13 protein-coding genes are annotated in these 14,565 nt (G+C 68.5%); 12 read left to right on the forward strand and 1 reads right to left on the reverse strand.

The genetic code is table 11. The annotated features are described in order from the left end of the window. The first annotated feature begins 91 nt into the window (after positions 1-91). The 9 genes from BXA00_RS17825 to BXA00_RS17865 all read left to right on the forward strand — a co-directional run bounded on the left by BXA00_RS17825 (position 92) and on the right by BXA00_RS17865 (position 8,934). Positions 92-2,623, forward strand: coding sequence for an ABC transporter permease (locus tag BXA00_RS17825; RefSeq protein WP_083714277.1), 2,532 nt, complete (start codon positions 92-94; stop codon positions 2,621-2,623). Continuing rightward, entirely contained in the window at positions 2,623-3,045 is a 423-nt protein-coding gene (locus BXA00_RS17830) for a group II truncated hemoglobin (RefSeq protein WP_083714278.1), read from the forward strand. The genes BXA00_RS17825 and BXA00_RS17830 overlap by 1 nt, the downstream gene beginning before the upstream one ends. Next, entirely contained in the window at positions 3,035-3,766 is a 732-nt protein-coding gene (locus tag BXA00_RS17835) for a 3-deoxy-D-manno-octulosonic acid kinase (protein ID WP_076519816.1), read from the forward strand. Before BXA00_RS17830 ends, BXA00_RS17835 begins: the two co-directional genes overlap by 11 nt. A 143-nt stretch (positions 3,767-3,909) precedes the next feature. Beyond that, on the forward strand, positions 3,910-5,013 hold the full coding sequence (locus BXA00_RS17840; RefSeq protein ID WP_076519817.1) for a polyamine ABC transporter substrate-binding protein: 1,104 nt from the start codon (positions 3,910-3,912) through the stop codon (positions 5,011-5,013). Between the two features lie 5 nt (positions 5,014-5,018). Further along, on the forward strand, positions 5,019-6,146 hold the full coding sequence (locus BXA00_RS17845; protein WP_076519818.1) for an ABC transporter ATP-binding protein: 1,128 nt from the start codon (positions 5,019-5,021) through the stop codon (positions 6,144-6,146). Continuing rightward, the gene (locus tag BXA00_RS17850; RefSeq protein WP_076519819.1) at positions 6,143-7,060 is read left to right on the forward strand and encodes an ABC transporter permease subunit; all 918 of its coding nucleotides are present in this window, start codon (positions 6,143-6,145) and stop codon (positions 7,058-7,060) included. Before BXA00_RS17845 ends, BXA00_RS17850 begins: the two co-directional genes overlap by 4 nt. Beyond that, complete coding sequence (locus tag BXA00_RS17855) at positions 7,057-7,866, forward strand: ABC transporter permease subunit (protein ID WP_076519820.1); 810 nt, start codon at positions 7,057-7,059, stop codon at positions 7,864-7,866. Before BXA00_RS17850 ends, BXA00_RS17855 begins: the two co-directional genes overlap by 4 nt. Further along, on the forward strand, positions 7,863-8,219 hold the full coding sequence (locus BXA00_RS17860; protein ID WP_076519821.1) for an arsenate reductase: 357 nt from the start codon (positions 7,863-7,865) through the stop codon (positions 8,217-8,219). Before BXA00_RS17855 ends, BXA00_RS17860 begins: the two co-directional genes overlap by 4 nt. After that, positions 8,188-8,934, forward strand: a complete 747-nt coding sequence (locus tag BXA00_RS17865) for a DNA-3-methyladenine glycosylase (RefSeq protein ID WP_076519822.1) — start codon at positions 8,188-8,190, stop codon at positions 8,932-8,934. Before BXA00_RS17860 ends, BXA00_RS17865 begins: the two co-directional genes overlap by 32 nt. On the opposite strand, the gene BXA00_RS17870 is transcribed toward BXA00_RS17865, so the two are convergent. Beyond that, on the reverse strand, positions 8,931-9,629 hold the full coding sequence (locus BXA00_RS17870) for a PhoP regulatory network YrbL family protein (RefSeq protein WP_076519823.1): 699 nt from the start codon (positions 9,627-9,629) through the stop codon (positions 8,931-8,933). The genes BXA00_RS17865 and BXA00_RS17870 overlap by 4 nt on opposite strands. Positions 9,630-9,728: 99 nt before the next feature. Between BXA00_RS17870 and rmuC the strand changes: the two genes are divergently transcribed. From rmuC to BXA00_RS17885, 3 genes are all read left to right on the forward strand, one after another. Beyond that, positions 9,729-11,147, forward strand: coding sequence for a DNA recombination protein RmuC (rmuC, locus tag BXA00_RS17875; protein ID WP_369825574.1), 1,419 nt, complete (start codon positions 9,729-9,731; stop codon positions 11,145-11,147). A gap of 80 nt (positions 11,148-11,227) precedes the next feature. Beyond that, on the forward strand, positions 11,228-12,796 hold the full coding sequence (locus BXA00_RS17880; RefSeq protein ID WP_231952102.1) for an amidase: 1,569 nt from the start codon (positions 11,228-11,230) through the stop codon (positions 12,794-12,796). Between the two features lie 83 nt (positions 12,797-12,879). Beyond that, complete coding sequence (locus BXA00_RS17885) at positions 12,880-14,544, forward strand: isovaleryl-CoA dehydrogenase (RefSeq protein ID WP_076519824.1); 1,665 nt, start codon at positions 12,880-12,882, stop codon at positions 14,542-14,544. Positions 14,545-14,565 lie beyond the last annotated feature (21 nt).

A 14,565-nucleotide genomic window follows, 5' to 3' on the forward strand; every position in this document is an offset into this window, starting at 1 on the left:
GAATTGGTTATCTTTAGGGGCGGCTTTGCCTCCCGCCCCGGGATGATATCGGGATTCGGACGCCCTACAGGCCCTTAGTTAACATAGATGAATGATGGATTTCCCTGATATGTCACAGGCCAAGCGCCCCGGTTTCTGGTCCACATTGCGCCTGGGCGCCCGGATGATGATGCGCGACGCGCGCGCCGGCGAGCTGCGGCTGCTGGTCCTGGCCCTGGTGGTGGCGGTGGCGGCCGTGACCAGCGTGGGGTTCCTGGCCGACCGCGTCGGGCGGGCGCTGGAGCGCGACGCCGGGCAGATGCTCGGCGCCGATCTGGTGCTGGACGCCGACGAGCCCGTTCCCGCGGCGTTCAAGGACGCGGCGCGCGAGCGGGGGCTTACCGTGTCCAGCACGTGGCAGTTTCCCTCCATGGTGGGAGCGGGCGACGGCGCGCAGCTTGCCGCGCTGAAGGCCGTGGAGCCGGGCTATCCGCTGCGCGGCGCCTTGCGGGTCGCGGATGCGCCGTTCGCGCCCGATGCCCCCACCCGCGATGTGCCGCCCGAAGGCGCGGTCTGGGTCGACGGCCAGTTGCTGGCGCTGTTGAACCTGAAAGTCGGCGACAGCCTGAATGTGGGCGACGCCCGCCTGCGCATCGACCGCGTCATCACCTATGAGCCCGACAAGGGCATGCAGTTCGTCAACGTCGCCCCGCGCGTGCTGCTGCGCGCCAGCGACCTGCCGGCCATCGGCCTGATCGCGCCCGGCAGCCGCATCGGCTATGCCATGCTGGTCGCCGGCCAGCCCGACGCCGTGGCCGGGTATTCCACCTGGCTGAAACAGAACCTCAAGCGAGGCCAGAAGGTGGCCACGCTGGAATCGGGCCGACCCGAGGTGCGCCGCACGCTGGACCGCGCGCAGCGCTTCCTGTCGCTGGTCGCGCTGCTGGCGGTGCTGATCTCGGCCGTGGCCGTGGCGCTGGCGGCGGGCCGGTACATGACGCGCCACCGCGACGGCATCGCGGTCATGCGCTGCCTGGGCGCCGTGCAGTCGCAGGTCTCGCGCATGCTGACGCTGGAATTCACCCTGGTGGGACTGTTTTCGTCCGCGGCCGGCTGCCTGGTCGGCTACGCGGTGCACCAGGTGCTGGTGATGCTGCTCGGGTCGGTCATCGACACGACCTTGCCGGCGCCGTCGGCCATTCCGGCCCTGCAGGGCGTGCTGACCGGGGTGCTGCTCCTGCTGGGGTTCGCCCTGCCGGCGCTGGCGCAACTGCGGCACGTGCCGCCCGCCCGGGTCCTGCGGCGCGATGCGGACACGATCAGCGCGCGCAGCGCCTTCGGCTACACGCTGGGCGCGGCGGGCTTTGCGCTCTTGATCTGGTGGTTCGCGGGCGATGCCAAGCTGGGCGGGGTGGTGGCGGGCGGTTTCCTGGGGGCGTTCGGGGTGTTCGCCCTGGTGGCGTGGCTGTGCATCCTCGGCCTGGCGCGGGTGCGCCGGCTGGCTGCCGGGCTGCCCGCGCTGCGCTTCGCGCTGGCGGGCGTGGTGCGCCGCCGGGCGGCCACCATCACGCAGGTCTGCGCGCTGGCCGTCGGATTGATGGCGCTGCTGTTGCTGACCATGACCCGGACCGACCTGATCCAGGGCTGGCAGCGCACCATGCCGCCCGACGCGCCCAACCGCTTCCTCATCAATGTGCAGCCCGACCAGCGCCAGGCCGTGACGGACGCGCTGACGCGCGAAGGGCTGGGCCGCATCACGCTGTCGCCGATGGTGCGCGGGCGGCTGATCGCCATCAACGGCAAGCCGGTCGGGCCGGACGATTACGAAGAGCCGCGCGCCAAGCGCCTGGTGGACCGCGAGTTCAACCTGTCCTATGGTGAGACGTTGCCTTCCTCCAACCGCATCGAGCAGGGCCGCTGGCTGGCGCCGGGCTCGGCCGAGGTCTCGCTGGAGTCGGGGCTGGCCCAGTCCCTGCGCATCAACCTGGGCGACAAGATGCGTTTCGACGTGGCCGGCCAGCAGGTCGAGGTGGCCGTGACCAGCCTGCGCCGGGTGGATTGGGATACCATGCGCGTCAATTTTTTCGCCATCCTGACGCCCGCCGCGCTGGCCGACATGCCCCAGAGCTGGATCACCTCGTTTTACCTGCCGCCTGACAAGGCGGCCGTGCTGCCCGCCCTGGTGCGGGAGTTCCCGAACCTGACCGTGTTCGACGTGGGCGCCATCCTGCAGCAGTTGCAATCCGTGCTGAACGAAGTCGGCCGCGCGGTGCAGCTGCTGTTCATGTTCACGCTGGCCGCCGGCGTGCTGGTGCTGTCCGCGGCGCTGACCGCCACGCGCGACGAGCGCATGCGCGAGGCCGCCGTGCTGCGCGCGCTGGGCGCCACGCGGCGCCAGCTTGCCCGGTCCCAGCGCATCGAGCTGTGGGCCGTGGGCGGGCTGGCGGGCCTGCTGGCGGCCGCGGGTGCCACGGCGATCGCTTGGGCTTTATCAACCCAGGTGTTCGACTTCGCCTTTACGCTCAGCCTCTGGCCCTGGCTGGCGGGCATCGGCACGGGCATGCTGGGCGCCTGGGCCGGCGGGGCGCTGGCCCTGCGCGGCGTCCTGCGCACGCCGCCGCTCGTCACCCTTCGAGAAACCTGATGACGTCCCGCGTCCATTCCATTTCAGAACCCGTGGAAAATTCCCGCACCGTGTTTGACCTTCTTGGCGGCGAAGCCGGCGTGCGCGCCCTCGTCGACCGTTTCTATGACTTGATGGACATGGAGCCCGACCTCAAGGCGCTGCGCGCCGCCCACGGCCCCAGCCTGGATGCGGCGCGCGACAAGCTGTTCTGGTTCCTGTGCGGGTACTTCGGCGGTCCGGACCACTATATAGAACGCTTCGGCCATCCCCGGTTGCGGGCGCGCCACCTGCCGTTCTCTATCGGCGAGGTCGAGCGCGACCAGTGGGTGACGTGCATCGGACGCGCCATGCAAGACGAGGGCATCGAGCCCGTCCTGGTCGAGCGCCTGCTCGAATCCTTCTACGGCGTGGCCGACTGGATGCGCAACCGTGAAGGGTGATGATCGTTCCGGCGCGCGGCGCACGTCCTGGACCGGCCCCTTGGCGGGCGCCATGCTCAGCGATGCCGGCCGCCTGGCGGACGCCGGTCCGGAAATCTTCAATCCCGCGCACTACGGCGAACTGGCGCGTCCGGTGGACGCCGGCGGACGCCAGGCTGCGTGGTTCGTGCAGGGCCAGGGCTGGCAGGGCGTGCTGCGGCGCTACCGCCGCGGCGGCATGATCGCCCGCATCAGCCGCGACGCCTATCTCTGGAACGGCGAATCCCGCACGCGCAGCTTCCGTGAATACCGGCTGCTGGCTGCGCTGCGCGCGCAGGGGTTGCCGGTGCCCGCCCCGCTGGCCGCCGCTTACTGGCGGCAGGGCCCGATCTACCGCGCGGCCATCGTCGTCGAGCGCATTCCCGGCGTGCGCCCCTTGGCGCAGGCGCTGTCCGAGCCCCTCTGGCAGCCCGTGGCCGACGCCATCGCGCGCATGCACCGGGCAGGCGTCTGGCATGCCGACCTGAACGCGTTCAACATCCTCATCGGCAATGACGGCCGGGTCTGGCTCATCGATTTCGACCGGGGCACCCAGGGCGCGCTGACCGACCGGCAGCGCCAGGCCAACCTGGAGCGGCTGCGCAGGTCGTTGCGCAAGGTGGGCGGCGAGGCCGGCGAACGGTTCTGGCTGCGGCTGCGGGACAGCTACTGGACGGCGTGGGGCGTTGGAATCCAGCCCTGACCGGCCGATCCGCTCGCGGACGCAGGCCCGGGGAATGGCGCCATTTACCCCCCAAAGTTGGTCAGGTGATCGCTAAAAAGCTTTATCATTTCGCCTTTTGGTACTTCTGTCGCATACGGCATAGAGCAAGGGGGCTGGTCATAATGAAACTGAAGGCGGGAATGCGCTGGGCGCTCGGCGCGGTGCTGGTTGCGGCGGCCACATCGACGGCCGTGGCGCAGAACAAGGTCGTCAACGTCTACAACTGGGCCGAATACACGGCGCCGGACACGATTCCGGGTTTCGAAAAGGAAACCGGCATCAAGGTCCGCTACGACGTGTACGACAGCAACGACGCGCTGCAGGCCAAGCTGCTGGCCGGCAAGTCGGGTTACGACGTCGTTGTCCCGTCCACCCATTACGCCTCGCGCCAGATCGAGGCGGGCCTCTTCCAGAAGCTGGACAAGTCCAAGATCCCCAACTGGAAGTACCTGGATCCCGAAATCATGGCGCTCGTCGCCACGGTCGATCCCGGCAATGAACACGCCATTCCCTGGGGCTACGGCACCAACGGGCTGGGCTACAACGTCACCAAGGTCAAGCAGATCATGGGCGACGACGTGGACCTCGCCAGCTGGGACATGCTCTTCAAGCCCGAGAACGCCGCCAAGCTGAAGGAATGCGGCATCTCCATGCTGGACGAAGCCGCGCAGGTCTTTCCGGCCGTGCTCAAGTACCTGGGCAAGGATCCCAACAGCACCAATGCCGCCGACTACCAGGCCGCGATGGAAGTCCTGAAGAAGATCCGCCCGTACATCCGCCAGTTCAGCTCGTCGGGCTACATCGACGAGCTGGCCGTGGGCGACCTGTGCATGGTCTACGGCTTCTCCGGCGACGTCATGATCGCCCGCAAGCGCGCGCAGGACGCCAAGAAGCCCTACGAAGTGAACTACTTCATTCCCAAGGGCGGCGCGCCGGCGTGGTTCGACCTGATGGTCATCCCCAAGGACGCCCCGCACCCCGAAGAGGCGCTGGCCTTCATCAACTACATCGAGACGCCGAAGGTCCACGCGGCCATCACCAACACTATGTTCTACCCCAACGCCAACAAAGAGGCGCGGCAGTACGTGAACAAGGACGTGGCCGACAATCCCATGATCTACCCGCCGGCCGAGGTCTCCAAGACGCTGTACGTGATCAAGGCGCTGCCCTTGAACATCGCGCGCCTGCAGAACAAGTTGTGGTCCGAGCTGAAGTTGGGAAATTAGTCATCATGAACGACAGCCGTTACTCGGCGCCGCATTCGGCGGACCCGGACGAGTTCGTCCGGGTCTCCGATGTGGTGAAGATCTTTGGCGACGTGGTTGCCGTGCGCTCCGTCAACCTGTCCGTCAAGCGCAACGAAATCTTCGCGCTGCTGGGCAGCTCCGGCAGCGGCAAGTCCACCTTGCTGCGCATGCTGGCGGGGTTTGAAGAAGCCACCTCGGGCCAGATCCTGCTCGATGGCGAGGACATCACCAGCGTGCCGCCGTACCGCCGGCCCGTGAACATGATGTTCCAGTCGTATGCGCTGTTCCCGCACATGACGGTCGAGGCCAACGTGGCCTTCGGCCTCAAGCAGGAAGGCGTGGACCGCGCGGAAATCCATGACCGCGTGTTCGAGGCGCTGGACCTGGTGCAGATGGCGGGCTATTCCCGCCGCAAGCCCAACCAGCTCTCCGGCGGGCAGCAGCAGCGCGTGGCGCTGGCGCGCAGCCTGGTCAAGCGTCCCAAGCTGCTGTTGCTGGACGAGCCCATGTCGGCGCTGGACAAGCAGATCCGCCAGAAGACGCAGATCGAACTCGTCAAGATCCTGGAGCAGGTCGGCGTGACCTGCATCATGGTCACCCACGACCAGGAAGAGGCCATGACCATGGCGCATCGCCTGGCCGTCATGACCGAAGGCCAGATCGTCCAGTGCGGCACGCCCCAGGACGTCTACGCCTTCCCGAACTCGCGCTTCGTCGCCAGTTTCATCGGTTCGACCAACATGTTCACCGGCACCATCGTGGTCGACGAACCCGACCACGTCGCCATCGAATGCGCCGAACTGACCCGGCCGCTTTACGTGAACCACGGCGTGAGCGAGCCCCTGGGCATGGAAGTGCACGTGTCCATCCGCCCCGAACGCCTGCTGGTGTCGCGCGAGCAGCCCGACGGCGACTACAACTGGGCGCACGGCATGGTCAGCCACATGGCCTGGATGGGCAGCTACGCGCTCTATCAGATCCGCCTGGATTCCGGCAAGACGGTCGAGGCCAGCGTGCCCAGCCGCCTGCTCGCCCAGATGGACGCGCCGGGCATCGACGAAGAGATCTTCGTGAGCTGGGACGCCGACAGCGCGACGGTGCTGGCGTCATGATCCGCTTTTCGCCCCGCGACTGGCTCCCGTCGGGCCGGGCCCTTGCCGTGGTGCCGCCGTTTGCCTGGCTGGTGCTGTTCCTGCTGCTGCCCTTCCTGCTGGTGCTGAAGATCAGCTTTGCCGAAATGAAATTCGGCATTCCGCCCTACACGTCGCTGGCGCAGTTCCAGGACGAGGCGATCCAGTTCAGCCTGCACCTGCGCGGCTACATCCTGCTGTTCACGGAAGACCAGTACGTCCGGACCTACCTCAGCTCGGTGAAGATCGCCGGCATCACCACGCTGGTCTGCGTGCTGATCGGCTATCCCATCGCGTACTACATCGCGCGTTCCTCGGCGCGGGTGCGCAACCTGCTGCTGCTGGCGGTGATCCTGCCGTTCTGGACTTCGCTGCTGCTGCGCGTGTATGCGTGGGTGGGCATCCTGCGCAACGATGGGCTGCTCAACAACCTGCTGCAGGCCCTGGGCCTGATCTCCAGCCCGCTCGAGATCTACCGGACCGACCTCGCCGTGTACATCGGCATGGTCTATGCCTATCTGCCGTTCTTCATCCTGCCGCTGTACGCGACGCTGGTGAAGATGGACCTGCGCCTGCTGGAGGCCGCCTACGACCTGGGCGCCAAGCCCTGGCAGGCGTTCTGGCAGATCACGGTGCCGATGTCGCGCCAGGGCGTGATCGCCGGCGCCATGCTCGTGTTCATCCCCGCCGTGGGCGAATACGTGATTCCGGAAATGCTGGGCGGCGCCAACACGCTGATGATCGGACGCGTGATGTGGAATGAATTCTTCAACAACGCCGACTGGCCGATGGCATCGGCCGTGACGTGCGTGATGGTTTTGCTGCTGCTCGTGCCGCTGGTTTACTTCCAGTACAGCCAGGTCAGGCAGCAGCGCCAGGCCGGAGGCCGCGCATGAACGGGCCCAACAAGACGCTGCGCGCCCTGGTCCTGGGACTGGGCTACTTTTTCCTGTACGTGCCCATCCTCAGCCTGATGGTGTTTTCGTTCAACGAATCCCCGTCCGTCACGTCGTGGACGGGGTTCTCGCTGCGCTGGTATCACTCGCTGGTCAACGACGACGCGCTGCTGCGCGCGGCCTGGCTGTCGTTCCGCATCGCCGTGCTGACCGCCACCGCGGCGGTCATCATCGGCACCTGGGCCGGCTACGTGCTGAGCCGCATGGGGCGCTTTCGCGGCTTTGCGCTGTACGTGGGCATGCTGAGCGCACCGCTGGTGATCCCCGAGGTCGTGCTGGGCATCTCGCTGTTGTTGATGTTCGTGGAACTGCGCGGCGCGCTGGGCTGGCCCGAGCAGAACGGCATGTTCACGATCTGGGTCGGACACGTGACGCTGTGCATGGCCTTCGTGGCCGTCGTCATCCAGACCCGCATCCGCGACCTGGACCGCTCGCTGGAAGAAGCGGCGCTGGACCTGGGCGCCACGCCGATCACCGTGTTCTTCAAAATCACGCTGCCGCTCATCGCGCCCGCGCTGGCGTCGGCCTGGCTGCTGTCGTTCACGCTGTCGCTGGACGACGTCGTCATCGCGTCGTTCCTGTCCGGCCCCGGGTCCAGCACGCTGCCCATGGAGGTCTTCTCCCGGGTGCGCCTGGGCCTCAAGCCCGAGATCAACGCGCTGGCCACCCTGTTCATCCTGGCGGTGGGCACCTGCGTGATCCTCGCCAACCGCATGCAATGGCGCAAGGAGTCCGAATCCAAATGAAGCAAACCACCTTGTATGGCCTGGCCAAGTGCAGCACCTGCGTCAAGGCCCGCGACTGGCTCACCGAGCACGGCGTCGATCACGCCTTCGTCGACTACCGCGACGATCCGGTGCCGGCCGCCACGCTCAAGTCCTGGTCCGAGCAGGTCGGCGGCTGGGAAAAACTGGTCAACCGCGCCTCGATGACCTGGCGCAACCTGCCCGAAGACCGCAAGACGGCCCACACCGACGCGCAGTGGACCAAGCTGATCGCCGAATACCCGGCGCTGGTGCGCCGCCCGGTCACGGTGACGCCGGATGGCGAGGTGAGCGTTGGCTTCAGTGAAAAGCGCTACGGCGAACGTTTCGCCTGAGTCCGCGGGGCGGGCCGGCCGGGCGCTGCCCGACGCCTTCTTCGACCGCGACGCCGCCCAGCTCGCGCGCGAGCTGCCGGGCAAGGTGATCCGCCACCGGGTCGGCGGCCTGTGGCTGTCGGCCCGCATCATTGAAACCGAAGCCTACTACCTGGAAGAGCGGGGCAGCCATGCCTCGCTGGGCTATACCCACAAGCGCCGCGCCCTGTTCATGGACGGCGGCACCATCTATATGTATTACGCGCGGGGCGGGGATTCGCTGAATTTCAGCGCGGGCGGTCCGGGCAATGCCGTGCTGATCAAGTCCGCCTATCCCTGGACCGATGCGCTGTCCGGGCCCGAGGCGCTTGCCCGCATGCGCGAACTGAACCCCGATGCGCAAGGCCGGCCCCGGCCGCTGGGCGCGCTCTGCGCGGGCCAGACGCTGCTTTGCCGATCGCTGGGCCTGAAGGTGCCGGATTGGGATGCCCGCCGATTCGATCCTCAAGCGCTGTATGTCGAAGACGTGGGCGAGGCGCCGCCTTACCTTGTGTGCACCACCCGGCTGGGCATTCCGGCCGGGCGCGACGAACATCTGAGCTATCGGTTCGTGGACCCGGCCTACGCGGCCTTCTGCACGCGCAATCCGTTGCGGCGCGGCCAGCGCGCCGGGCATGACTATGTCTGGGTGGACCGCCAGGGCATCATCCTGCCCGAGGCGCCGGCGGGCGGCTAGAAACCGGCTTCGCGCACGCGCCTGGCCAGCGATTCGCGCAACTGCGCATACTTGCGCTGGATACGCCGGCGATTGAGCCGCTTGCTCCAGGCATACAGCGGAATCAGGGGCAGCACGCCAAAGCCGTCGATAAGATACAGCCCCGGTTTGCCGTCGGCGTTCAGGCCCACCGCGATATTGCTGGCCGACATGTCGTGCACCACGACATGCGCGTCGGCAAGATCGTCGAAGAATTCATCCAGTTGCGCCTTCAGGGCATCGTCCAACTGGCCCTTGAGCGCCAGGTCGGTCACCGTCGGCGCCATGTTGCCAGCGCCATCGGTGATCTTTTCGACCACCAGGCCCAGGCCCAGCGAGGTTTGCGCGACGCCGACCACGCGCGCCATCGGCACCTGCCACACGCCGGAGGGGCGGGTGGTGGTGGTGACGTATTCCGAGATTTCGTTCAGGTAGACGCGGTAGGCGCTTTCGCGCTGATACTGCTTGTACCAGCGCTTGAACGGCCGGGCATCCAGGTAGATGGCGCGCGCGTGCATGTCCATGACCTTGACGAGCAGGGCCGGCGAATGCGGGTGCTGGAAGATGTGGCGGTCCCCGCCCGTAGCCAGCGGCGTTTCCGAATCCAGGTCCAGCGGTCCGAACACGGATTGGAAGGAAACGTCAGGCGTGCAGGCGGAGTGATCGGCGGAGTTCAATGCGGCGGGCGGATCTGTTGGGCTGGCCGCCAGTGTAATCCGGTTGTCTTTGCCGCGTCTTTCCGCCCGCCGCTGCGATCGGCTGGAACGCGGGCCGGGATGAGTCCTACAATTCGCGCTTTGGAGACGCCTCTTTTGAACGATATTCTGCTTTGGGTCGCCGCTGGCGGCGCCGTGCTGGCCTTTGTGGCCGCCGTGCTGGCGTGGCTGCGTCCGTCCGCTTCCGATGCCCGCCTGGACGCCTTGCTGGAGGGTCTGGAGAGAACCGAGCGCGCGCTGCGCGCAGACATTGCGGAGGGCCAGCGCGGCCTGCGCAGCGAGTTTTCCGACTCCACGCGCGCCCTGCGCCAGGAACTGTCGCAGTCGCATGGCGACTTGCGCGCGGGCCTGTCGCGCGACGCGCAGGCCGCGCGCGCCGAATCGGCCGAATCGCTGGCGCGCTTTGCCGCGGGGTTTTCGGAGCAGTTGCAGGGACTCATCCAGATCAACGAGCGGCGCCTGATGGAAGTGCGCGCCACCGTGGACCAGCGTCTGCAGTCCCTGCAGTCGGACAACAGCGCCAAACTGGACGAGATGCGCCGCACCGTGGACGAAAAGCTGCACGCCACGCTGGAGCAGCGGCTCGGTGAATCCTTCAAGCTGGTCTCTGACCGCCTGGAGGCCGTGCACAAGGGGCTGGGCGAAATGCAGGCGCTGGCGGCCGGGGTGGGGGACCTGAAGCGGGTGCTGACCAACGTGAAGTCCCGCGGCACGTGGGGCGAAGTGCAACTGGCCAGGCTGATCGAAGACAACATGACGCCGGACCAGTACGCCGCCAACGTCAAGCCCGTCCCGGGCAGCGACGCGGCCGTCGAATTCGCGATCCGCCTGCCCGGCCGCGGCGACGGCGGCGATCCCGTCTGGCTGCCGATCGACGCCAAGTTTCCCAAGGAAGAGTACGAGCGCCTCATGGACGCGCAGGAAGCGGCGGACGCCGAGGGCGTGAAGATGGCGGGGGCCGCGCTGGGCAGGGCGGTCGAAGTGCAGGCGCGCCTGATCGCCGGCAAATACATCGCACCGCCTCACACCACCGACTTCGCGATCATGTTCCTGCCCACGGAAAGCCTGTATGCCGAGGTGCTGCGCCGGCCCGGCCTGCTGGACAAGCTGCATGACCTGCGCGTCAACGTGGCGGGTCCGAGCAACCTGGCGGCGCTGCTGAACAGCCTGCAGATGGGATTTCGCACGCTGGCGATCGAGCAGCGCTCGTCCGAGGTGTGGCAGGTGCTGCGCGCGGTCAAGACCGAATTCGGCAAGTTCGGCGAATCCCTGGCCAGCGTCAAGAAGACCCTGGACACGGCCAGCAACAAGATCGGGCAGACCGAAGTGCGCACCCGCGCGATGCTCCGGAACCTGAAGGGCGTGGAAGCGCTGCCCGAGGCCGATGCGCTGCGCCTGCTGGGCACGGACGCGGCCGATGCGGCGCAGGCCGACGAGGACACCGACGCGCCCCGCGCGCCGTCCGCCGGCGCCGCCTGAAACGGGGGTCCGCAAGATTCGGACCCATTCCCGCCCGGGGGCGCGCTTGTTGCCCGTCCCCGCAGCCGATATCCTCATGCATGCGGCACTTCGCCGTCGATCCCTGGAGCATCGTCAGCATGAGCATCGCCGAACGCCATGATTCCTCTCCCCTCGACGCGACGGCGCTGGGCGCCGACATCGCCCAAGGCGCCACCACGGCGCTGGCTGCCATGCAGCAGGCGCTGGAGCGCGTCGCGGCCCGCAACCCGTCCATCAACGCGGCCTGCGGCGTGCAGGCGGAAGCCGGCCTGCGGCTGGCGCAGGCGCTGGACGACGAACTGGCGTCCCTGTCGTCCGACCAGCGCCTGGCGCAGTTGCGCGACCGGCCGTTCCTGGGCGTGCCCACCCTGCTCAAGGACCTGGGCACCGCCGCCATCGGCCTGCCCAGCGCGATGGGGTCGGTGCTGTACGGCCAGGTGCAGTGGAATGTCGACGCCGACCTCGTCAAGCGCTATCGCCGCGCGGGCCTGATTCCCTTCGGCCGCACCACCAGCGCCGAACTCGGCCTGAGCCCCACGACCGAATCCCCCGTCTACGGACCGCCCACCCAGAACCCCTGGAAAAAAGGCCACAGCGCGGGCGGCTCCAGCGGGGGCGCGGGCGCGGCGCTGGCCAGCGGCATGGTGCGCATCGCGCATGGCAGCGACGGCGGCGGCTCGATCCGCATTCCGGCGTCGTGCTGCGGCGTGCTGGGCCTGAAGCCCTCGCGCGGCCTGATGCCGCTGGGCCCGCTCAAGGGCGAGGGCTGGGGCGGCCTGGCCACCGAACACATGATGACCCTGTCCGTCCGCGACTGCGCGGCCTCGCTCGACATCAGCGCGGGCGCCGACGTAGGCGCGCCCTATGCCGCGCCGGCCCAGCCCCCGGAATCCTTCCGCACGGTGGCGGCCCGGGCGGCCGCGGATCCGCGCGCGGCGCCCCGGCGGCGCATCGCCTTCGTCAACACCACCTACGAAGGCGGCGCCATCCATCCCGACGTGGCTGCCACGCTGGACGAGGCCGCCGCGTTCCTTGCCGCGCTGGGACACGAACTGGTGCCGGCCGCGCCGCCCGTGGGCTCCGAGGAAGTCCTGTCGCCCATGCTGCCGCTGATCGCCAGCGCGGCGGCCAATGCCATCGACAGTTTCGTCGCCGCGCGCGGCAGGCGCCTGGCCGCCGACGAACTGCAACCCACCACACTGGGCGCGCGCGAATACGCCCGCGCGATCTCCGGCGCGCAATACGTGGCCTGCGTCGATACCTGCCACGAGATCACCCGGCGCGTCGGGCGATTCCTGCATCGCGATGGCGCCCAGGGCTTTGACCTGTTCCTCAGCCCGGTGCTGGCGCAGCCGCCCGCACCCATCGGCCGCTACGCCATGGACAACGCCGACTATCTGGCCTACCGTCTGGGCAAGAAGGGCGTCATCGGCTATTCGCCGTTTGCGCCGCTGGCCAACCTGACGGGCATGCCGGCCATTTCCATTCCGTTCGGCATGTCCGCCGACGGGTTGCCGATCGGCATCCAGGTCATGGGGCCGCTCGGCGCCGAGGCGCAACTGCTGGAACTGGCCGCGCAGATCGAGGCCCTGCGGCCCTGGACGCTGACGGCGCCCATGGCTGTCTAGGCCGGGGCCCGCGGGGCAAGCCGCGCCGCGCATACGGACATACGTCCATGCGGCGCGGCGGCCGATCGAATCAGGGGGATTCCATGTCATCGTTCGCGACGCACACCGTGTTCAACCAGGTTCCGCCCCTGGAAGACTATTCCCTGTACGACACCGATCCCGCCCTGCGCGAGGCCGTGCGCCGCGAGGGCGCGCAGGCTTGGGCGGGCGACCTGAACGCCCACGGCGCCTGGCTGGGCCGCGCGCAGACGTTGGCCGCGGGGGCCGAGGCCAACCGCAGTCCGCCGCGCCTGGTCAGCTACGACCGGGCGGGCCATCGCGTCGACCGCATCGAGTTCCATCCCGCCTGGAACCTGCTCATGACCGGCATCATGGCCCGCGGCCTGCACAGCCGCGCCTGGATGCAGCCCGCGCCGGGGGCGCAGGTGGCGCGCGCGGCCGCCTACCTGATGCAGGGCCAGGTCGAGGCCGGCACCCTGTGCCCCACCACCATGACCTTCGCCGCCGTGCCGCTGCTGCAGCGCGAGCCCGCCGGCGTGGTGGATTTCGCCGGCCAGTGGCTGCCCGCGCTGTATTCGCGGGAATTCGACCCCGCCGATGCGCCGCTCGGCGCCAAGCGCAGCGCCCTGATCGGCATGGGCATGACGGAAAAGCAGGGGGGGTCGGACCTGCGCGCCGTCACGACGCGCGCCATGCCGCTGGGCGCGCCCGGGCGCGGTTGCGCGTATCAGCTCGTGGGGCACAAATGGTTCTTCTCGGTGCCGCAGGCCGATGCGCACCTGGTGCTGGCCCAGACGGACGAGGGCCTCTGCTGCTTTCTCGTTCCGCGCTGGATCCCCGACGGCCCGCGCAACGCCGTGCGCGTGCGGCGCCTGAAGGACAAGCTGGGCAATTGCAGCAACGCCAGCTCGGAGGTCGAGTTCGAAGAGGCCTGGGGCGTCATGGTCGGCGAGCCCGGACGCGGCCTGTCGGTGCTGCTCGAAATGGCGGGCACGACGCGGCTGGACTGCGTGCTGGGCAGCGCCGCGCTGTTGCGCCAGGCGCTGGCGCAGTCGGCGCATCATGCGCTGCACCGCCAGGCGTTCGGCAAGCGGCTGGTCGAACAGCCGCTGATGCGCAATGTGCTGGCCGACCTGGCCCTGGAAAGCGAAGCGGCCATGGCGCTGGCCCTGCGTCTGGCGCGGGCCGTGGACGAACGTGCCGACGCCGGCGCGCGCGCGCTGGTGCGCATGGGCACGCCCGCCGCCAAGCTCTGGGTCTGCAAGCGCGCGGTGGCCGCCGTGGCCGAGTGCATGGAGGTCTGGGGCGGCAATGGCTACGTCGAAGACGGGCCGATGCCCCGGCTCTATCGGGAAACGCCGGTCAACTCCATCTGGGAAGGCTCGGGCAACGTGATGGCGCTGGACGTGCTGCGGGCGTTGCAGCGCGAACCAGAGGCGCTGCCCGCGCTTGAGGCCGAGCTGGCGCGCGCCGCGGGGCAGCACCGCGGTTACGACGAGGCCCTTGGGCGCTGGCGCGCGCTGCTGGCGGACACCGAGCAGGCTCTGTTCCAGGCGCGGCGTGTCGCCGGCGGCCTGGCGCGCCTGTGGCAGGCCGCCTTGCTCATCGAGCACGCGCCCGCCGCGGTGTCGGACGCCTTCGTGGCCAGCCGCCTGCAGGCGCCGGGGGGCATGTTTGGTGAAATGCCCGCCGGCGCCGACACGCACGCGATCCTCGCGCGCGCCTGGCCCGAAACCGCCGCATGCTAAATTTCCTGGCTCACGCAACTT

It is taken from the genome of Achromobacter sp. MFA1 R4 (assembly GCF_900156745.1).
In the GTDB taxonomy this organism is placed as follows: domain Bacteria; phylum Pseudomonadota; class Gammaproteobacteria; order Burkholderiales; family Burkholderiaceae_B; genus Achromobacter.